Annotated in this window: 17 protein-coding genes and 2 tRNA genes; 8 read left to right on the top strand and 11 right to left on the bottom strand. The window is 50.7% G+C overall.

Going from position 1 to position 18,753, the window contains the following annotated elements; all coding sequences use genetic code 11:
- Positions 1 to 175 precede the first annotated feature (175 nt).
- The 3 genes from dmeF to ACMHXE_RS12200 all read left to right on the top strand — a co-directional run bounded on the left by dmeF (position 176) and on the right by ACMHXE_RS12200 (position 3,668).
- The gene (gene dmeF, locus ACMHXE_RS12210; RefSeq protein WP_413732349.1) at positions 176 to 1,234 is read left to right on the top strand and encodes a CDF family Co(II)/Ni(II) efflux transporter DmeF; all 1,059 of its coding nucleotides are present in this window, start codon (positions 176 to 178) and stop codon (positions 1,232 to 1,234) included.
- A gap of 13 nt (positions 1,235 to 1,247) precedes the next feature.
- Positions 1,248 to 1,685: a MarR family winged helix-turn-helix transcriptional regulator gene (locus ACMHXE_RS12205; protein WP_101056666.1), complete on the top strand. Its 438-nt coding sequence runs from the start codon at positions 1,248 to 1,250 to the stop codon at positions 1,683 to 1,685.
- 357 nt (positions 1,686 to 2,042) lie between these two features.
- Complete coding sequence (locus tag ACMHXE_RS12200; protein ID WP_287591095.1) at positions 2,043 to 3,668, top strand: phosphoethanolamine transferase; 1,626 nt, start codon at positions 2,043 to 2,045, stop codon at positions 3,666 to 3,668.
- An 87-nt stretch (positions 3,669 to 3,755) separates the two neighbouring features.
- Here the strand turns inward: ACMHXE_RS12200 and ACMHXE_RS12195 are convergent, their stop codons facing one another.
- The 4 genes from ACMHXE_RS12195 to ACMHXE_RS12180 all read right to left on the bottom strand — a co-directional run bounded on the left by ACMHXE_RS12195 (position 3,756) and on the right by ACMHXE_RS12180 (position 8,390).
- Entirely contained in the window at positions 3,756 to 6,458 is a 2,703-nt protein-coding gene (locus ACMHXE_RS12195) for a bifunctional acetate--CoA ligase family protein/GNAT family N-acetyltransferase (RefSeq protein WP_413732346.1), read from the bottom strand.
- A gap of 225 nt (positions 6,459 to 6,683) precedes the next feature.
- Positions 6,684 to 6,760 (bottom strand) — tRNA-Val (locus ACMHXE_RS12190).
- A 38-nt stretch (positions 6,761 to 6,798) separates the two neighbouring features.
- Positions 6,799 to 6,875 (bottom strand) — tRNA-Val (locus ACMHXE_RS12185).
- 138 nt (positions 6,876 to 7,013) lie between these two features.
- On the bottom strand, positions 7,014 to 8,390 hold the full coding sequence (locus ACMHXE_RS12180; protein WP_101056663.1) for an MATE family efflux transporter: 1,377 nt from the start codon (positions 8,388 to 8,390) through the stop codon (positions 7,014 to 7,016).
- A gap of 33 nt (positions 8,391 to 8,423) precedes the next feature.
- Between ACMHXE_RS12180 and ACMHXE_RS12175 the strand changes: the two genes are divergently transcribed.
- The gene (locus tag ACMHXE_RS12175) at positions 8,424 to 9,041 is read left to right on the top strand and encodes a riboflavin synthase subunit alpha (RefSeq protein ID WP_224866292.1); all 618 of its coding nucleotides are present in this window, start codon (positions 8,424 to 8,426) and stop codon (positions 9,039 to 9,041) included.
- Positions 9,042 to 9,120: 79 nt separating this feature from the next.
- On the opposite strand, the gene efp is transcribed toward ACMHXE_RS12175, so the two are convergent.
- From efp to ACMHXE_RS12145, 6 genes are all read right to left on the bottom strand, one after another.
- Entirely contained in the window at positions 9,121 to 9,684 is a 564-nt protein-coding gene (gene efp, locus ACMHXE_RS12170; RefSeq protein ID WP_025010405.1) for an elongation factor P, read from the bottom strand.
- Between the two features lie 45 nt (positions 9,685 to 9,729).
- A complete protein-coding gene (gene earP / locus ACMHXE_RS12165; RefSeq protein ID WP_413732343.1) occupies positions 9,730 to 10,926 on the bottom strand; it encodes an elongation factor P maturation arginine rhamnosyltransferase EarP in 1,197 nt (398 codons plus the stop codon).
- Positions 10,927 to 11,003: 77 nt separating this feature from the next.
- Positions 11,004 to 11,531: a flavodoxin FldA gene (gene fldA, locus ACMHXE_RS12160; RefSeq protein WP_039033015.1), complete on the bottom strand. Its 528-nt coding sequence runs from the start codon at positions 11,529 to 11,531 to the stop codon at positions 11,004 to 11,006.
- Between the two features lie 54 nt (positions 11,532 to 11,585).
- The gene (ybfE, locus tag ACMHXE_RS12155) at positions 11,586 to 11,855 is read right to left on the bottom strand and encodes a LexA regulated protein (protein WP_025010403.1); all 270 of its coding nucleotides are present in this window, start codon (positions 11,853 to 11,855) and stop codon (positions 11,586 to 11,588) included.
- 14 nt (positions 11,856 to 11,869) lie between these two features.
- A complete protein-coding gene (locus tag ACMHXE_RS12150) occupies positions 11,870 to 12,091 on the bottom strand; it encodes a DUF2788 domain-containing protein (RefSeq protein ID WP_039033014.1) in 222 nt (73 codons plus the stop codon).
- A 99-nt stretch (positions 12,092 to 12,190) separates the two neighbouring features.
- Entirely contained in the window at positions 12,191 to 12,967 is a 777-nt protein-coding gene (locus ACMHXE_RS12145; RefSeq protein ID WP_335922151.1) for an alpha/beta fold hydrolase, read from the bottom strand.
- 300 nt (positions 12,968 to 13,267) lie between these two features.
- Here ACMHXE_RS12145 and seqA point away from each other — a divergent pair, with 300 nt between their 5' ends.
- Together seqA and pgm are read left to right on the top strand one after the other, a co-directional pair.
- A complete protein-coding gene (seqA, locus tag ACMHXE_RS12140) occupies positions 13,268 to 13,822 on the top strand; it encodes a replication initiation negative regulator SeqA (protein ID WP_224866290.1) in 555 nt (184 codons plus the stop codon).
- A gap of 37 nt (positions 13,823 to 13,859) precedes the next feature.
- The gene (gene pgm / locus ACMHXE_RS12135; protein WP_101056658.1) at positions 13,860 to 15,527 is read left to right on the top strand and encodes a phosphoglucomutase (alpha-D-glucose-1,6-bisphosphate-dependent); all 1,668 of its coding nucleotides are present in this window, start codon (positions 13,860 to 13,862) and stop codon (positions 15,525 to 15,527) included.
- A 70-nt stretch (positions 15,528 to 15,597) separates the two neighbouring features.
- Here the strand turns inward: pgm and msrA are convergent, their stop codons facing one another.
- On the bottom strand, positions 15,598 to 16,077 hold the full coding sequence (gene msrA / locus ACMHXE_RS12130) for a peptide-methionine (S)-S-oxide reductase MsrA (RefSeq protein WP_224866288.1): 480 nt from the start codon (positions 16,075 to 16,077) through the stop codon (positions 15,598 to 15,600).
- A 296-nt stretch (positions 16,078 to 16,373) separates the two neighbouring features.
- On the opposite strand from msrA, the gene astE reads away from it, so the two are divergent.
- Positions 16,374 to 17,411, top strand: coding sequence for a succinylglutamate desuccinylase (gene astE / locus ACMHXE_RS12125; RefSeq protein WP_413732340.1), 1,038 nt, complete (start codon positions 16,374 to 16,376; stop codon positions 17,409 to 17,411).
- 163 nt (positions 17,412 to 17,574) lie between these two features.
- Positions 17,575 to 18,753, top strand: a complete 1,179-nt coding sequence (locus ACMHXE_RS12120; protein WP_101056655.1) for a thiamine pyrophosphate-dependent dehydrogenase E1 component subunit alpha — start codon at positions 17,575 to 17,577, stop codon at positions 18,751 to 18,753.

The following is an 18,753-nucleotide window of genomic DNA, read 5'->3' as shown; positions in this document are numbered from 1 at the left end:
CCAGATAACTGAAAGGTGACACAAATAAGACATAGCCCCCATTTTGGGGATTAAATTGTTAGTTCTCTGGTTGTATTTGTGAGTTTTTCAGTCTCAAGGCTTGAAATTGGGAAGGGAAAAGGAGATGCTTTGCTCATCAAATAGTTTGAGTGTCAAAATATAAGAGTGGCTTACTATGAGTTCAGAGTTTCACACCACCACGCGCTGGCAGCATAAGCATGATTTTACCCACCATAATGAGCAGGGAGAGAAGAGTACCAAGTGGGTGCTCTTGCTGACTGTGGTTACCATGGTGGCCGAGATCGTTGCCGGTACCATATATGGCTCTATGGCGCTGCTGGCTGATGGTTGGCATATGGGAACTCATGCTGCGGCATTCATGCTGACACTGTTTGCTTATTCTTACGCCAGGAAACATGCCAACAACCCCAGATTTGCTTTCGGTACAGGTAAAGTCAGTGTGCTCGGCGGTTTTACCAGTGCTATAGCTCTGGGGTTAGTGGCATTGTTAATGCTGATAGAGTCCGGCTCCAGACTCCTGTATCCGGAAGATATTCATTTTGACCAGGCGATTTTGGTGGCCATCATAGGTTTAACTGTCAATATCGTCAGTGTGTTTTTGCTCAAGGATCACCACGGTCATGATCATGGCCACAGCCACAGTCATGGGCATAACCATGGACATACTCACGCCCATAACCACGACCATGGGAATTGCCACGGCCACAAAGATCATAATCTGCGCGCAGCCTATTTCCATGTATTAGCCGATGCCTTGACCTCCTTGTTGGCAATTGGCGCGCTGTTGGCCGGTAAATATTTTGGATTGAATTGGCTCGATCCCGTGATGGGAATTGTCGGAGCTGTTATCATCAGCCGCTGGGCTTGGGGACTTATCAGTCAGACCAGTCCCGTGTTGCTCGATGCAGGTGTTGAAGCCGAGTTCAGTCGCAAGTTGGTGGAACGGATAGAAACCGAAAAAGATCACAAGGTAACCGATATTCATGTGTGGCCGGTAAGTGCCGATCATCACGCCGCCATGATCTCTTTGGTGAGCCACGCTCCTCACAGTACCGACTATTATCATGAGTTGCTGGCGGACTTTAACCGCATAGATCATTTAACCATTGAAGTTAATCAGTGTGCTGACTGCAATAAGGCGGCAACGCCGAGAGCCAATGAGCGTGAGCAAGTGAGCCACACGGAGGCAGGACATCACCACCATCATCATTGAGGTGCAAAAATAGATGAAACAGCAACAGCGGCAGGATTCGCTGCAACAGTCAATCAACCACGCCATCATAGAGTTTTATGAGCGTCTATCCTCCTGGGAGCAGAGCGTAGTCAGAGACCAAGGCGCTTCATTGGCGCAGATCCACACAGTGGAGATCCTGGGCGCTCACGGCCCTATGAAGATGAAGGAACTGGCGGAAAAGCTCGGTATTACCACAGGCACCTTGACTGTGCAGGTAGAGCGTTTGGTTAAGGCGGGCCTGGCCGAGCGTCAGCCCTTGGAAAATGACAGACGCGCCATCCAGGTATCCTTAACCGAAAAAGGCGAGCAGATGTTTAAGGAGCATGATGCCTTGCATCTGCAATTAACCCGTGAGATGACGGCGAAATTCAGTGATGCTGAGCTGGAGCAACTGCTTGGATTCTTCAAGCGGCTCAACAGCGAATTTTAATTGCGACTGTTTACCCTGATATAAAACCACAAAGCGCCTTTTCTGGGCGCTTTCTTTTTTAGGATATTAATAATCGCCGAACACTGATAGAGCTTGCGCAACTTACAATTGCGGGACATTTGCATGCAAAGCGGTTGTTGAGTTGTCAAATGATTCTTTTAACCTTTTATCCCGCAGTTTTAGCGTATGGTGCATCGCGAACTTTCCTATTGGCACAGAGTCTGAAAGCTTAATTCGGCCCCATGCGCGAAGTCGGAACCGATAAGGGAACCTTAAGATAAAATTGTTAGATTAACATTTAGTTAACCACAAGTTGAAATTGTTGGGTCTTGCGTCAATTTTAACCGTCATTTAGGAATGAGTGTATTGAATCCCATCTCTGTCAATCGCCTGACCTTTGTACTGGCACTGTTTTTTGTGGCCGTGTTCAATGTGCCTTTTTTTACTATAGTCAAACAGGGACTCGAGAACCAAGCGCATGTGGACCCTTTGTTTGTGGCGACCATTCCCATCTTCTTAATTTCAATCTTGGGGATACTGTTTTCCCTGTTCAGTTTTAAATATATTCTCAAACCTTTCTTTATTGTGTTGCTGCTGTGTTCATCTGGGGTATTTTTTGCCACATTCAAGTATGGCGTGGTATTTGATACCGGCATGATTGAAAACACTTTTCAAACCAACAGTGCCGAAGCCATGACTTATGTGAACTGGGCATCAATATTAAACCTGCTGTTGACCGGGGCGCTGCCTGCACTACTCTTGTATCGTATTCAGGTTGACTATAAGCCCCTAGGCAAGGAGCTGGTATATAAGGCGCTGTACATCATAGCGAACCTCCTCATCATAGTGGTGATAGCCTTTTTCTATATGCAGAACTATCTGGCTTTTGGTCGCAATAATGATGAAATCAAACGCTACATAGTGCCCACCTATTTTGTCGGCTCGGCGGCCAAATACATCAATCAGCACTACCTGCAAAAGCCGCTCGAATATCAAAAGTTGGGTACAGATGCCAAGCAGGTAAAACCAGCCGGTGAAACTAAACCCAGACTGATGGTGCTGGTGGTCGGTGAAACCGCACGGGCACAAAATTACCAATACTATGGTTATGACAGGCCAACCAATGTCTACACCAAGGCGATTTCACCACTGGTATTTAAAGATGTCAGCTCTTGTGGCACGGCCACTGCGGTGTCCTTACCCTGTATGTTTTCCCGAATGAGCCGGGAAGATTATGACTCCCGCGCTGCCAAGGCTCAGGATACCGCTGTGGATGTGCTCAACCATGCCGGTGTGAAAGTGCAATGGTTTGATAACGACAGCGGCTGTAAAGGGGCGTGTGACAGGGTGGAAAACAGGTTGATAGCATTGAACGCCGACCCTAAGCTGTGTGATGGGCAGTTTTGTCAGGATCAGGTACTGCTTGATGAACTCAAACAAGCCTTGTTGCAGCCGAACAATGGCCAGGATCGCCTGATAGTGTTGCATATCATCGGCAGTCACGGACCTACCTATTATCTGCGCTATCCGGAGCAATATCGCCGTTTTACCCCGGATTGCCAGCGCAGTGACATTCAAAACTGCAGCCGCGAGCAGCTCACCAATACCTATGACAACACAATTCTGTATACCGACTATATCGTCTCTCAGGTGGTCGAGCAGCTCAAAGGCAGCAGTGGCGATTATGATACGGCAATGATGTATCTGTCCGATCACGGTGAATCCTTGGGGGAGAAGGGCATGTATCTGCACGGCTCTCCCTACGCCATAGCGCCAAGTGAACAAACCAGGGTGCCTTGGTTGGCTTGGTTTTCCAAGCAATTCAAGCAGCAACTGGGGCTGAATGATGACTGCCTGGCAAGGGAAGCCGCCGCCAAGAGTGTTTCTCATGACAACCTGTTCGATACGCTGTTGGGGCTATTCGATGTCAGCAGCAAGGTTTACCAGCCTGAGTTGGACTTGATAGCCCTTTGTCGCCGTTGAGCGAGTCTGCTCAAATTATCAAAAGAACCCGGCATTCGCCGGGTTCTTGGTTTTGAGGTGTGCTTGTTCACCTTCAATATAGAAGGGTTAGGTGTCCTTGCCGGTCAGTTCCATGTGCATCTTGATCAGGTGTTCTTCCATATCAAAGGTGACAGTAAAGCCAAGGCTCTTGGCGAGACTGGCCATATTGCGGTTTTCGAACATGGTGAAGCCGGTTAACACCTGAGTGCCCGTGGTGCGGTAGTAGTTAATCAGCTTCTCCAGCAGCAACTTGCCTATGCCGATACCCTGATGGGAGCTGCGAACCGCCATGGCAAATTCCGCTTCTGTGTTGTCCGGATCGATGGAGGCTCGCACGGCACCCAAGGTTTCCTCTTCGCCATTGTCATCTCTTATGGTGGCGATAAACGCCATTTCACGGGCGTAATCTATCTGGGTCAGTACCGCCATCTCTTCGTGGGTCATACGCGAGCGCACCCCGAAATAGCGCTTGTATCTGTCTTCATCAGTCAGCGAGTTGTCAAAGTCCAGATGCTTGGGTTCATCTTCCGGCAATATCGGCCGCAACATCACCTCAAGGCCATTACGCAGTTTGGCTTTTTCTTCCAGCTCTTTGGGGTAGGGTAAAATTGCCAGTCGGCCGGCATTATCCGTGACTTCCGGATTCAGACGCAGATTGACATCCAAGAGAGTAATTTTATCGCCCGCCGCCAATACAGGATTGAGATCCAGGCTTTCGATTTCGGGGCAATCGATAATAAGCTGCGAGATCTGAGTCAACATCTGGCACAAGGCGCGCATATCCAAGCCTTGGGGTAAGTGGCGATCGCGGATCTTTTGGGTCTTGAGTGCCTGGATTACCATATAGCGAGCCAGCGCCATATTCAGTGGCGGCAAAGCGACGGCGGCATCCCGGGTCGGTTCCCATTCGGAGCCGCCTTCACCGAGCATGATGGCAGGGCCAAATACAGGATCGCTTATTACCGCAACTCTGAGCTCCTGTGCGCCTGCGGTAAGTGCCATTTTCTGCACTATCATGCCCTCGACCGAAGCGGCAGGGTTAGCTGTGTGGACCCGTTCGACAATGGCCGCTGCAGCTTGATTGACCTCATTCGCTGATGTCAGATTCAGCATCACACCGTGAACGTCTGATTTATGCAAGATATCCGGTGATTGCACTTTTAATGCCACAGGGTAGCCCGCCTTATCGGCAATAGCGACAGCCTCGGCGGCATCTTTGGCATACCAGGTATCTATGGTATCCAAGCCATAAGCGTTGAGTATGTTGCGGGCATCATGGGTTTCCAGTACCCGTTTGCCTTTGGCAATGGCTTGTTGCAGTAAACTTCTGGCGGTAGCGCTATCCGCGGGAATCGAATCCGGTATCGATTGTGGGACTTCCTGCAGTAGTTTTTGGTTGCGGCGATATTCCACCATATGCATAAAGGCGCGCACCGCGCCTTCGGGTGTGCGATATGTTGGGATCCCGGCCTTGGAAAAGTGTTTTCGGGCCCGATAAGCGGCATCTTCCCCGCTCCAGTTGGTAAGTATACTTACCCGATTACGTTTAGGGTGTTGTTTGACAGTGTCAATCAAGGCATCGGCTATGGTGACGCTTTCGCCAAGGGCCGAAGGGGAGTGCAGCACCAAGATGGCGTCCAGCTCATCACTGTCCATCAACACAGACAGCGCCTGGCTGTAACGCTCGGCACCGGCATCGCCTATGATGTCCACCGGGTTTTGTCCGGACCAGGTAGAGGGCAACAGCTGAGAGAGTTTCTCCACAGTGGTATCGGACAACTGCGCCAACTTGCCACCTTTGAGTACCAGTTCATCCACCGCCAGCACGGCGGGGCCGCCACCGTTGGAAAGAATACACAGACGCTCGCCATTGAGTGGGTTGAGGTGAGCCAGGCTCTCGAGTGCGGCAAACAGTTCAACCAAGTCGGTGACTCGTAGCATACCGGCGCGGCGAAAGGCGGCCTCGTAGACTGCGTCATTACCGGCTATACCTCCGGTGTGCAGTTTGGCAGCGTTACCGCCCTCGGCGCTGCGACCCGATTTGATCACCAGAATAGGTTTATGCCGGGCTGCAGCTCTGGCTGCCGACAGGAAGTGACGTTTCTCATTGACCGAATCTATATAGAGCATGATGGCGCTGGTACGGGAATCACGGCCGAGAAAATCCAGCAATTCATCGAAGTCTATGTCAGTGGCATCGCCAAGCGAAATAAAGGAAGAGAAGCCAATCCCTTTGTTGTTGGCCCAGTCGAGCACTGTGGTGCAGATGGCTGCAGACTGAGACACAAAGGCTATCTTGCCGGGCAGCGCGCCTGCGTGGGCCAAACTGGCATTGAGGCCCAGAGGTGGCAACATCATTCCTAAACTGTTGGGACCGAGGAGTCGCATGCCGTAACGTTTGGCGTTACCTTGGGTCAGTTCAAGCAGGTTTTCGCCTTGTTCGTTTAATTCATCGGCCATGCCGGAGGCCATGATGATCGCCACTTTGCAGCCAAATTGGGCTAGGGTTTCCACTATTGCAGGTACGCTGGAGGCGCGGGTGCAGATGATGGCCAAGTCTGGTTTGATTGGCAAAGATTCAATATTGGGGTAGGCCAGCACGCCCATGACAGCGTGATACTTGGGGGTGACCGGCATAATCGGCCCGGCAAAGCCTCCCGAGAGCAGGTTTTTCATTACTACATTACCTGCTCGCTTGTCGCGATTAGATGCACCAATGACGGCGATGGAACCGGGTTTGAACAGCGTGTGCAGAGTACGTTGGCTCATGGATTTCCCTGTCGACAAAGGACTTTGGTCTATGCCCCATGATTCCATGGCCTGAGCAAGTAAGCAATATGCAAAAAGTCGGGCTTGATTTACAAAAAATATCATTCAGTAGAGGTGGTTACTCTCTCAGCGGCAATGAAAGGTCAGAGTCGAAGGAAAAGTAAACTGGCATGGAAGGTAAGGGGGAATTTCGGACATAAAAAAACCTGCTTTAAGCAGGTTGTTTGGTACACCCGAGTGGACTCGAACCACCGACCCCTACCATGTCAAGGTAGTGCTCTAACCAGCTGAGCTACGGGTGTATCGCATGATTTTCATTTTTTTGAAAATCTGAAGATAGTGGTACACCCGAGTGGACTCGAACCACCGACCCCTACCATGTCAAGGTAGTGCTCTAACCAGCTGAGCTACGGGTGTACTGTGTTTTTTAGGCTGTCGCCCTCGAACGAGCGCTATATTAAGGGCGAGCAGCCGCTAGTTGCAAGTAAAAAAACACATTTTTTTATTGAGTGGCGAATTGCTGCACAACTTGCCGAGGCTTTGATCGCATTTGGTTTAATTCGTCGCCTCATCTGAGATGACGTCAAACTGTTTGCCGCTTTTCTGTATATATCTCAAGCGAATGGCAAAGAGTATGGCCGCTACGGTTAAACCAGCGATAAGCCCAATCCAAAATCCGTGGGCCCCCATGGCGGGTACCAGAAAATCGGTATACGCCAATACATAACCCAGGGTCATCCCTACAGCCCAATAGGCAAATAAGGTGATGAAAAAGGCGCTGCGGGTATCCTTGTAGCCGCGTAGGGCACCGGCGGCAACCACCTGAATTGAATCGGACAGTTGATACAGGGCGGCCATCAGCATAAGGCTTCCAGCCAGAGCAACTACTTCGGGGTTGTCGTTATAGAGCAGGGCTATCTCATACCTGAATACCACAGTCGCCACTGCGGTGAGCATGGCCAGAGAGAAGGCGATGGACAATCCCACCTTGGTCACCAGTGCCGACACATCGCTCTGGCCACGCCCAAGGTAATAACCGACCCGAATTGAAACGGCAATCCCAATTGAGAGTGGCAACATAAACACAATTGAGGAGAAGTTCAGTGCAATTTGGTGCCCGGCCACGACAGTAGCACCAAGAGGTGCCAGTAAGAGGGCTATCACCGCAAACAGACTGACTTCAAAGAACAGCGCCATGGCAATAGGCATGCCCAGTTTGGTCATCTCAACAATGGTGTGTAAATGAGGCTTATGAAATGCTTTGAAAGGTGCCAGTTCGGCAAAGCGTTTATGCCACTGCATATAGATGGCCATGGCAAACAACATGGCCCAAAATACCAAAGCGGTAGCGACACCACAGCCCGCGCCGCCCATTGCGGGCATGCCGAAGTGACCATTGATAAAGATATAGTTGGCCGGGATATTCACCGCCAGACCGACAAAGCCGATGACCATGGTCGGCAGTGTATAGGAAATCCCTTCGCTGCAGCCCCTAAGCACTTGATAGAGCACAAAGGCCGGTGCACCCCAGAGAATGCCATCAAGATAACCTATGGTCAGGCGCTTGAGTTCGGGCTCCAGTTCCATCCAATCCAAAATATGTGGCGCAGATGCCAGAAACAGCATCACACCCAAGGCACCTGTTATGGCAATATAGGCAGCCTGAAAGGCAAGTGGCTGAATCGCCTTTTGGTTGTTTGCGCCATGATGATGGGCGAACATGGGAGTAAATGCCAGTAACAGGCCTTGAACGAATAAAATGGCAGGTAGCCAGAGACTGGTTCCGACAGCGACGGCTGCCATGTCGACAGCACTGACTCTGCCGGCCATCAGGGTATCGATAAACCCCATCATTGTCTGGGTAAGCTGTGCTATAAGCACAGGCAAAGCCAGTTGAACTAAGCGTTTGGCCTGAAAGCCGGTGTGATTCATGAAAGCAGCCCTAACAACTAAGCGAGTGAGAAAATGTTTACAGGTATTGTTCAAGCCAAGTGTGAAATCCTGGCGATCGAGAAAAAGCCGGGGTTAAATACCCTCGAAGTCGCTCTGCCTCCTGCCTTGCGCGAGGGATTGGAAATAGGAGCGAGTGTCGCCAATAACGGCGTTTGTCTGACGGTAACCCAGCTTGCTGATGATAGGGCGTTTTTCGACGTAATGGAAGAGACTCTGGCAGTGACTAATCTGGTCGGCCTTAAGGTGGGTGACAAGGTTAATATAGAGAGGTCACTCAAATTTGGCGCCGAGCTGGGAGGCCATATTCTCTCTGGCCACGTGCATACCCAAGCGCAGTTGGTGCAACTGGACGTCAGTGACAGCCATTACAATATGCAATTGGAAGTGGCTGAAGCCTGGTTGAAATACATTTTCTATAAAGGTTTTATCGGTATCAATGGTTGCAGTCTGACTATCGGCGAGGTCCAAGGCAATCGCTTTATGTTGCATCTAATTCCCGAGACCCTCAGACTGACCAATCTGCAGGATTATCGGGAAGGGGATTGGCTGAATATTGAAATCGACAGTCAGACTCAAACCATAGTCGATACGGTTGAGCGCGTACTGGCTCAGCGTAGCCTGGATAATTGAGTTACTCTAGATGAAGTGAGAAATAACTCAAATACAAAAAGCCAGCTTTAATGCTGGCTTTTTTAAAGAAAGTCTTTAATTAGACGCGTTTCTTGAATTCACCGGTGCGGGTATCGATTTCGATCTTGTCGCCTTCTTTAACGAAGTCGGCAACCATCACCTTCAGATCTGTACCTACGATAGAAGCAGGCTTCATTACCTTACCAGAGGTATCACCACGGGCGGCAGGTTCAGTGTAACCTACTTCGCGAATGATAGTGGTAGGCAGTTCTACAGAGATGGCTTTGCCTTCGTAGAAAGTGACCTGACAGATCTCTTCCATTCCATCAACTATGTAGTTGATGGCATCACCCATGTTTTCGGCTTCAACGTCATACTGGTTGAAGTCTGAGTCCATAAAGACATACATAGGATCAGCAAAGTAAGAGTAGGTGCACTCCAGGCGCTCGAGCTGAATATCTTCCAGCTTGTCGTCAGCCTTGAATACAGTTTCAGTGCCGGAACCTTGCAGCAGGTTCTTCAGCTTCATCTTTACCACAGCAGCGTTACGGCCGGATTTGTTGAACTCGGTCTTGAGTACAACCATAGGGTTGCCGTCAACCATGATAACGTTACCTGCGCGGACTTCCTGAGCAGTCTTCATTACGTATGTTCCTATATAAGCGGTTTTTCAATTCAGCGCAGAATCTTAGCGGGTTTTGGCCATTAGCACTAGCCTGTTTGCCAGATCTGCTTCATTTATTGCTTCAGCCGGCCATTTTTTTGCGTGTTGCATCAATGTCGGCATGGCAGAATTCAGTGCCAGCCAGCTTTGGCTGGCTTGGGCTCCCTGGCCGCAGTTGAACGCGGTATTCAGCGTTTGCCAGACTTGGGCGGCAAGGGGAGGCAGATTATCGCAGTATCGTGCCATAAAAGCATCCAATTTTAGCAGATGTGCTTGTTCTTCCTGCTGATAGATATGCCAGATAAAAGGTTTGGCGGCCCACTGAGCTCTTAAAAAAGAGTCTTCCCCGCGAACTATGTTGAAATCGCAACTCCACAACAGGCGATCATAGCCGTTTTGATCTGTCATCGGCAGGACTTGCACCTTGAGTGCACCGCGGCTGAAACTCTGGCCCGCTTGCCAACTGGCAGGATTTTGCCAGTCGACCTTGGGTCCTGAATCTTGGTTAAATTGCTCAAGTAAAGGCGCGATACAACTCAGGCTGCGCCCTTTGGGGACTAACAATTGAACCCGTCGCTCACTCTGTTGCCAAAGCTCAAGCAGCGCAGGTAAGGCTTGGGTCTCGTAGCTGAACAGGCTGATGAGATAATCATCAGTGCCAATATCACTAAGCCCCATCTTTGCCAAGTGTGCCATGGCATGTTCAGGCTTTGCTTGCCAGGCATCACGCTCGCTAAACAGGGACTGCTCGCAGATGAGTCCGCCTGACTTTGGGGTAAAGCCCGGGAAGAAAAAGGTCTTCTTGACCCCTTTGAGTGCCGGCGAACTGAGCCCGTGGCAATCATCTATCCAGCTCTCGGCGCTGAGATAGTCCAGATTTATCCATTTCGGCGCCTTGGCGAGCTCTGGCAAGCTTGTCAGCACTTCCGAGGGTAAGTCGCAGGCAAAGGCTTCTATCAATACTTCGCCAGGTTGCCAGATTTGGGGGAGGGGAGCGCGCCAGTGGATGACTTCAACACCACCAAAGTGTTGACTGACAAGTGCCGGGTTTAATTCGGGTAAAATGTGCGCGAAGCTATTGAGGTCATCGACCCACAAACGTACTTCAATGCCATATTCGCCGGCCAGCTGTCGCGCCAGGCGCCAGGTCACGCCTATGTCGCCATAGTTGTCCACCACAGTACAGAAGATATCCCAATGACGCAGATTATCGGCTTGCATCTTGTTTCTGTTTCCTGAGTAATAGCCAATAAAAAGGCGGCCATATAGGCCGCCGGAGAGTTACCGGGGAGCGAATATCAGTCTTCCAGCTCGGCCAGGCACATCTCTTCGTAAATCTGCTTAACCCAGGCGTCGACACGCTCTTCGGTCAATTCAGGCTGGCGGTCTTCATCTATACCCAGACCGACAAAGTGCTTATCATCAACCAGCCCTTTAGAAGCTTCGAAATTATAGCTGTCAGTCGGCCAGTGGCCAATGACTATCGCGCCGCGCTCTTCAACGATATCGCGGATCATGCCCATGGCATCAAGGAAGTACTCGGCGTAGTCTTCCTGATCGCCGCAACCGAAAATGGCTACCAGCTTATCGGTAAAATCAATCTGCTCCAGCTCAGGGAAGAAGTCATCCCAGTCACATTGAGCTTCACCATAGTACCAGGTTGGGATCCCGAAGATCAGCAGGTCGTATTCGGCGATCTGCTCTTTGGTGCTCTTGGCGATATCTTTCACCTCAACCATCTTCTTGCCCAGTTTCTTCTGGATCATCTTGGCTACAGCTTCGGTGTTACCTGTATCGCTACCGAAAAAAAGACCTACAGTTGCCATTGTCTTTCCTTTAATGTCTAGTTCGCTATTTACTTCGATCTTTCCTGACAGGGGCTAACCTAGCTGCTCCTGAAGGATCAATTCTATTAACTGGCTGCGGCTGATGTTACTGGCCAAAGCCTTCTCATTCAAGGCGTCATATAAATCTTGTGACACTTTTAACTCTATTCGTTTCAGACCCTTCGCCCGATCCCGCATGATCTGGTTACGTTTATTCACCTTGAGCTGCTGCTCGCGGGGCAGAGGATTGCTTCTGGGCCGTCCGCGGCGCTTTTCAGTGGCAAAAAGGTCTATGGTTGTTCTATCTGTTGCTTCTTTTGCCATTTGAAATCTGATGTTTAACCTATACCTGAGCCTTCCCAGGTCATTTGAATTATCCCCTTGACGACAAAGCCTGCACAGCCAAGGAAGAGTACCAACCAAACAATAAAGCGACCAAACTTAGGCACGTTACCCTGATTGAGTACATCCCTGATGGCCATACCGATAAAAAAGAAAATTGCTGCGAAAAACAGATCCAGTCCAACGGCTTCTATCTGTTGCATATACTGGTTCAACACGCTGCAGCCTCCCGGTGTCCCCTAGCCAAAAAGAGGCGCGAATATAGCATATTGGTTCAGGGGCTGCTACCGCATTTACCCTCAGCAAGGGCTTGGATATTAATCGTTACTGTCAATGAATTCAGACACAATACGGTTGAATATCGCCGGTTTTTGGGCGTGCAACCAGTGTCCGCACCCTTCCAAGGTTTTGGCTTTGACCTTAGGAAACTGAGCCACAATATCTTCTTTGTAGGCGGCGGTCACATAGTTTGACTCACTGCCCCGGATCATCAAGGTGGGCCCGTGATAGCTAAGTTGGCCGCCGCAGCGTTCAGAACCATTATGCCAACCTATGATAGCCGGATAACTGGCAATCAGCCCCGGCAGATTCATCTTCCACTCAAAGCCGGATTCGCTGCGGCGTAAGCTCTTGAGCAGAAACTGCGCCGTCGCCTCGTCGATCTCATGATTTAAAAGATGTGCCAGCGCCTGACGTCTGTCTTTTATATCCAGCGGCATACTGCTCAGGCCGGCAAACACTGTTTCATGTCTCGGCGAGTAGGCCACAGGCGCAATATCGGCGGCGGTCAGGGATTGTACCCGCTGCGGATAAGCCAGCGCCGTTGCCATGGCAATCTTGCCGCCCATGGAATGGCCGACCAGATGCACCTTGTCTATTGCCAGTTCATCAAGCAGGGACACAAGCGCGTTTGCAAGCCCGGGATAATCCATTTGCGGCCAATGCTCGCTCTGACCATGATTGGGGCAATCGACTCTTATCACTTGGTGATTTTGCTCAAGCAGGGCCCCGAGCGATTTGAGATTATCCAAATCACCGAATAAGCCGTGGATCAGCAATACCGGACTACCGCTTCCGGTCGAGATAAAGTGCATACAGCCCCCTTCACAGTGAGTTTGTTGCCAGTATTTCAGCAGGGGGCAAATTCTGCGACAAAGGCCGGTATTTGACAAGGATGGATGCGGATTAAACATCGCTTTGGTTGCTTTTTCAACAAATTGCAGTGCAAGTCTTAGGTTTGTAAGCCAATTATCTCATTTTGGCGCGATTCAGCCTTCCCCCGCAGGCGAGTTATGGCATACTTTGAGCCAAATCTCGTAGCCATGCCCACGAGTGCTGTGACGGCAATGTCATAATGGCTACATAGAACAAGTTGAAACTAAAGGAATCGGGCCATGAAATATATTGAGGTGGATGAGGAACTGTATCGCTTTATTGCCGGGAAAACCGAAAGGATAGGTGAAAGTGCATCGGACATTCTTCGTCGACTGCTGGGCTTGGATGCGACTGCTGTTGAACCCAAGGCTCCGGCTGACATTAGCCAGCCAAGCATGGAGCAGGGTTATCGTCCCAATACATTACCCGAGGCCGAGTCAACCCTGGACTTTGACAATCTATTCACCAGTGCGGCTATCGAAGCCCAAAAGGGTGCTGTTGGCCGTTTTCTGTTTGCCCTTGAATGCCTGTATAACCAGGATCAACATGGGTTTGAGCAGGTACTTCAGGTTCAAGGGCGCGACCGTCTTTACTTTGCCACCTCGAAGGAAGCGCTGCTCAAGGCCAGTAAATCAGCCAACCCCAAAGAAGTCGGCAGCAGTGGTTTTTGGGTAACTACCAATAACAACACTGCCAAGAAGCACACTATTTTGACCGAAGTACTGGAAAAGATGGGCTGCGATGGCGACAAGGCCAAAACGATAGCCGATCTGGCGCTGCCGCTTAAAGCGTAAATCTGTTTATCAACATCTGTCATCAAGGAGCACTATTTTGGCTATTCATGAGCGGGCCGGTAAAAGGGCCATGCAGAAGGATCTGGTTAATATTCCGCGGCTGATGAGCCATTATTATAGGATTGTCCCCAACTGTGATGATCCTGCCCAAAGGGTGTGTTTTGGCACCTCAGGACACAGGGGCTGCTCCTTCAATGGCAGCTTCAATCAAAACCATATCTGGGCCATTACCCAGGCAGTGGTAGATTATCGCCAATCTCAGGGGATTGAAGGTTCGCTCTATCTGGGCATGGACACTCACGCTTTGTCCGAGGCTGCTTATATATCAGCCATCGAAGTCTTGCTGGCCAACAATGTTAAAGTGGTGGTGCAAGAGAGCCAAGGCTTTACGCCTACGCCTGTCATCTCCCATGCCATAGTTAGCGCAAACCGAAATGTTACCGCAAACCGAAAAGCCGCTGAGCTCAGTGATGGCATTATTATTACTCCGTCCCACAATCCGCCTCAGGATGGCGGAATTAAGTACAACCCGCCCCATGGTGGGCCGGCAGAAGGTGAGATTACTGCCTGGATTGAGCAGCGAGCCAATGATTATCTCAAGGCGCAGCTGGAAGGGGTCAGGAAACTCAACTACGGCGTAGCCGCCAGTATCGGACTCATCAAAGAAACCGATCTTATTGAACCCTATGTTGGCGATCTCGCCTCTGTGGTGAATATGCAAGCCATCAAAGATGCCGGCATTCGCATAGGTGTCGACCCCCTGGGCGGCTCAGGCATCCATTACTGGCCACATATTGCCCACCGTTATGGCGTGAATATCACAGTGGTCAACGACCGGGTCGATCCCAGCTTCGGCTTTATGCCATTGGATAAAGACGGCAAAATCCGCATGGACTGCTCATCGCCTTTTGCGATGGCAGGCCTGCTTAAGCACATGGATGAGTTCGATATCTGCCTTGGCAATGATCCCGACTACGACAGACACGGGATAGTCTGCCCAGAGACAGGGCTGATGGATCCCAATCACTTTTTGGCGGTGGCGATAGATTACCTGCTGGAGCATAGACCCGATTGGCCGCAGACGCTGCAAATCGGCAAGACCTTGGTTTCCAGTGGCATGATAGACAAGATAGTTGCCTCACATGGTCGCAAGCTTTGTGAAGTGCCGGTTGGTTTCAAGTGGTTTGTCAGTGGCTTGAGTGACGCCAGTCTGGCCTTTGGTGGCGAGGAGAGCGCAGGTGCCGCCTTCCTTCGGCGTGACGGCACAACCTGGTGCACGGACAAGGACGGTTTTATTCTCGGGCTGCTGGCCGCTGAAATCCTCGCCGTAACCGGCAAAAACCCAGCCGAGCGTTATGCAGAACTGGCTGCGATACACGGTCATTGCTTCTACAAACGGATAGACAGCCCCATCAATGCCAAGCAAAAGGCGCGTTTTGCCACCCTCAATGCAGAGACCTTGGGGGCAGAGACTTTGGCCGGAGACAAGATTGAGGCGGTACTGACCAAGGCCCCCGGCAATGATGGTGCCATTGGCGGTATCAAGGTGCTAACCGACAACGGCTGGTTTGCCGCAAGACCATCAGGCACTGAGGCACTCTATAAAATCTACGCCGAAAGCTTTGTCAGTGAGCAGCATCTGCAGCAGATACTGGAACAGGCGAGAGCTCTGATAACCAGCGCCCTAAAAGGCAAGCCGAACTGAGCTTAAGAGATTGCCTGCTGAGTAAAAAAGCGCAGCCGTGAACACAGCTGCGCTTTTTTATTCCCGGGGATCAATATTCAAGATGGCAACTGGGCAGGTTATTCTTCTGGATATAATCCTGATGATATTCTTCTGCGCGATGAAACTGTTTCACTGGAACAATTTCCGTCACTATGTGCCGACTTCCCCACTTACCACTACGAGCTAACGCCAGCTTTGAGGCCTCAGCCTGCTCTTTCTGCTCTTTGCTATGAAAAAAAATCACGCTCCGATACTGAGTGCCGATATCGCCTCCTTGGCGATTGAGACTGGTGGGGTTGTGATTACGCCAGAAAACTTGCAGCAGCTCGGTAAATGAAACCTGGGCTTCATCGAACTCCACCTGAACCACTTCGGCATGGCCGCTGTTTCCCTGTTTTACCTCTTCATAGCGGTTGATTCTATCATCACCGCCCATATAACCACTGCTGGCGTTTAATACCCCGGGCACTTGGCGAAAGAAATACTCTACCCCCCAAAAACAACCGCCACCGAATGTTGCTATCGCCATTGAATTTACCTCTAGATGTCCAGATGGCCAAAATTATGCGTGATAAGTTTTTCCGGCGCAAGTGGTGTATTTGTCGGAGTGGCTTTTTTGCTCCTTAGTTAGATAAGAACTATCTGAAACCAGTTCGCGAGCCTGGCATTGGATAGCTTTAGTCACATCACCAATTTAATAAGCTGTGGTACTATGAAATCTTGCTCTCTGGCGCTGGTCTCAACAAGCAAACGCATTGCAACAAGTTCCCAGGAGACAGCGTTAATGGAAACAACAGCCAAATCGGCAATAAGAAGGAGTATTTCGTGTTACAAGCCCTGAAGGATAATCCTGACTTCCTGTCATTGACTCTGAATAACCCCAATTCATTGGAGAGTATCAGTGGCACGCTTGGCGACCACACCCGGATAGCGATTTGGGACACAGGAGTCTTGCTGTTTGAACCTCTGAACAACCAGAGTGATAAAGATATCGTGTTGTCATCCGGGGTACACGGCAATGAAACTGCACCTATCGAACTGTGTAATGGCATTATCAAGTCGCTGTTAAAGCAAGAGATACGGGTAGGGCAGCGAGTACTTTTCATGTTCGGTAACCCGGCGGCAATTAACCGTGGCACTCGTATTGTCGATGAAAACCTCAACCGGCTGTTCAGTGGCGAACATTCCAATCCGCCCGGGCTGGTGAACCCGGAGCGGATCCGCGCCAAGAAACTGGAAACTTATGTCACACGTTTCTTCGAAGACGCACCACAAGGGGCAAGACAGAGGATCCATTACGATCTGCACACCGCCATTCGCGGCTCCAAGCATGAAAAGTTTGCCATCTATCCCTATCGACCAGGTAGGGCTTACAGCCGTGAACAATTGATGTTCCTGGAGGCGGCCGGAGTCGATACCCTGTTGCTCCATCACGAACCCACAACCACTTTCAGCTATTTCTCGTCAAATCAGTTTGACGCCGACGCCTTTACCATTGAACTTGGCAAGGTTTACCCCATGGGACAAAACGATATGACACGTTTTATCGCCACCCGGGAGATGCTGAGTCGTTTGATCTGCAAGCAATCGCTCGAACTCGAGGAGCAGGCGCTTGAGCGGGTCAATATCTATCAGGTCTGTAGGGTCATCAATAAGCAGGCCGACGACTTTGAATTTACCTTTGCCAGCGATGTGGAAAACTTCACCGCTTTCCCCAAGGGATATGTGCTGGCGCGGGAAGCGGGCCGGGATATTCGAGTAGAGCAGGACTCGGAAGCCGTGGTGTTTCCCAACGCCAAGGTGCCCATTGGCCAACGAACGGTGATCTGCCTGGTTCAGGCCACAGAGGTGCCATTGGCCTGAATTGTAAACCAATATATACGCGCCGCTCCCATGCTAGTTGGCAAAGCATCCAAGGTGGGAGTTGCTTGCTAGTTTACGTTAACGTAATGTTCGGGGCGCGTACTGAAAAAATCGGTAGGGCCGGTTTCGAGCCGGACAAACCCAGAGATAACAAGAGCACACTATGAGCAACGCAACAAAGATGAATGAGACTGTGCACCGGGTGAGTTTTTTGAACAAGGACTCGCTGCATATCCCTGTACTCAAAATACTTCAGGCCGACGGCACCACCTATGAAGAGGCAGTATTGCCCGTCATAGATGAAGCCCTGTCACGCAAGATATTCGATACCTGTGTCTTCACCCGTGTCCTGGACGAACGTATGTTGGGCGCCCAGCGTCAGGGAAGGATCAGTTTTTACATGACCTGTATCGGTGAAGAAGCCGCCGTTATCGGCAGTGCCGCCGCGCTGGATGACAAGGATGTGATCCTTGCCCAGTACCGCGAACATGCCGCACTGCGTTATCGCGGCTTTACCACTGAGCAGTTTATGAACCAGATGTTCAGCAATGAGAAAGATCTGGGCAAAGGTCGGCAGATGCCTATTCACTACGGCAGCCGTGAACTCAACTATCAAACCATCTCTTCACCGCTGGCGACTCAGATCCCGCAGGCATCCGGTGTAGGTTACTCGCTGAAGATGCAGGGCAAGCGTAATGTCGCTATCTGTTACTTCGGTGAAGGTGCCGCCTCTGAAGGTGATTTCCATGCCGGTCTTAATATGGCCGCAGTTCACAAAGCGCCGGTCATCTTCTTCTGCCGCAACAACGGCTACGCCATCTCAACCCCTACGGAAGAGCAGTACGCCGGTAACGGCATAGCCAGCCGCGGCGTTGGTTATGGCATGCACACCATCAGAGTCGACGGTAACGATATGCTGGCGGTTCTGGCCGCAACGCAGCAAGCCAGAGCCTTCGCGCTTGAAAACAACGCGCCTGTGCTGATTGAAGCCATGACCTACCGCCTGGGCGCCCACTCATCTTCCGACGATCCATCCGGTTATCGCTCTAAAGAAGAAGAAGCCAAGTGGCAACAGCACGACCCTGTGAAACGCTTCAAGTTGTGGCTGATCAACAAAGGCTGGCTCAAGGAAAGCGACGAGACCGAGCTGTATGAGAAGTATCGCGAGGAAGTGCTGGCCGCGGTAAAAGTGGCCGAAAAGGTTCCGGCACCAACTATAGAAGCCATCATAGAAGATGTTTTTGATCAGCCGACAGCGGCGCTCAAGCAGCAATTAACCGAGCTTAAGGCCCACGTTGCCAAGTATCCGAAAGCCTATCCTAAAACAGCAGGGAGATCATAA

The sequence above is a fragment of the Shewanella sp. BJSY2023SW007 genome (assembly GCF_047314525.1).
GTDB lineage: Bacteria > Pseudomonadota > Gammaproteobacteria > Enterobacterales > Shewanellaceae > Shewanella > Shewanella chilikensis.
This window is presented reverse-complemented; position numbering and strand designations above follow the sequence as displayed.

Bases quoted from the DNA above. Each gene is read 5' to 3' on its own strand.
- dmeF (WP_413732349.1), top strand. From the start codon at position 176: ATGAGTTCAGAGTTTCACACCACCACGCGCTGGCAGCATAAGCATGAT.
- ACMHXE_RS12195 (WP_413732346.1), bottom strand. From the start codon at position 6,458: ATGAGCCAACGTACTCTGCACACGCTGTTCAAACCCGGTTCCATCGCC.
- ACMHXE_RS12205 (WP_101056666.1), top strand. From the start codon at position 1,248: ATGAAACAGCAACAGCGGCAGGATTCGCTGCAACAGTCAATCAACCAC.
- ACMHXE_RS12200 (WP_287591095.1), top strand. From the start codon at position 2,043: ATGAGTGTATTGAATCCCATCTCTGTCAATCGCCTGACCTTTGTACTG.
- earP (WP_413732343.1), bottom strand. From the start codon at position 10,926: ATGCAAGCCGATAATCTGCGTCATTGGGATATCTTCTGTACTGTGGTG.
- ACMHXE_RS12175 (WP_224866292.1), top strand. From the start codon at position 8,424: ATGTTTACAGGTATTGTTCAAGCCAAGTGTGAAATCCTGGCGATCGAG.
- seqA (WP_224866290.1), top strand. From the start codon at position 13,268: ATGAAATATATTGAGGTGGATGAGGAACTGTATCGCTTTATTGCCGGG.
- msrA (WP_224866288.1), bottom strand. From the start codon at position 16,077: ATGGCGATAGCAACATTCGGTGGCGGTTGTTTTTGGGGGGTAGAGTAT.
- ACMHXE_RS12120 (WP_101056655.1), top strand. From the start codon at position 17,575: ATGAGCAACGCAACAAAGATGAATGAGACTGTGCACCGGGTGAGTTTT.
- fldA (WP_039033015.1), bottom strand. From the start codon at position 11,531: ATGGCAACTGTAGGTCTTTTTTTCGGTAGCGATACAGGTAACACCGAA.
- ACMHXE_RS12145 (WP_335922151.1), bottom strand. From the start codon at position 12,967: ATGCACTTTATCTCGACCGGAAGCGGTAGTCCGGTATTGCTGATCCAC.
- efp (WP_025010405.1), bottom strand. From the start codon at position 9,684: ATGAAGACTGCTCAGGAAGTCCGCGCAGGTAACGTTATCATGGTTGAC.
- ybfE (WP_025010403.1), bottom strand. From the start codon at position 11,855: ATGGCAAAAGAAGCAACAGATAGAACAACCATAGACCTTTTTGCCACT.
- ACMHXE_RS12180 (WP_101056663.1), bottom strand. From the start codon at position 8,390: ATGAATCACACCGGCTTTCAGGCCAAACGCTTAGTTCAACTGGCTTTG.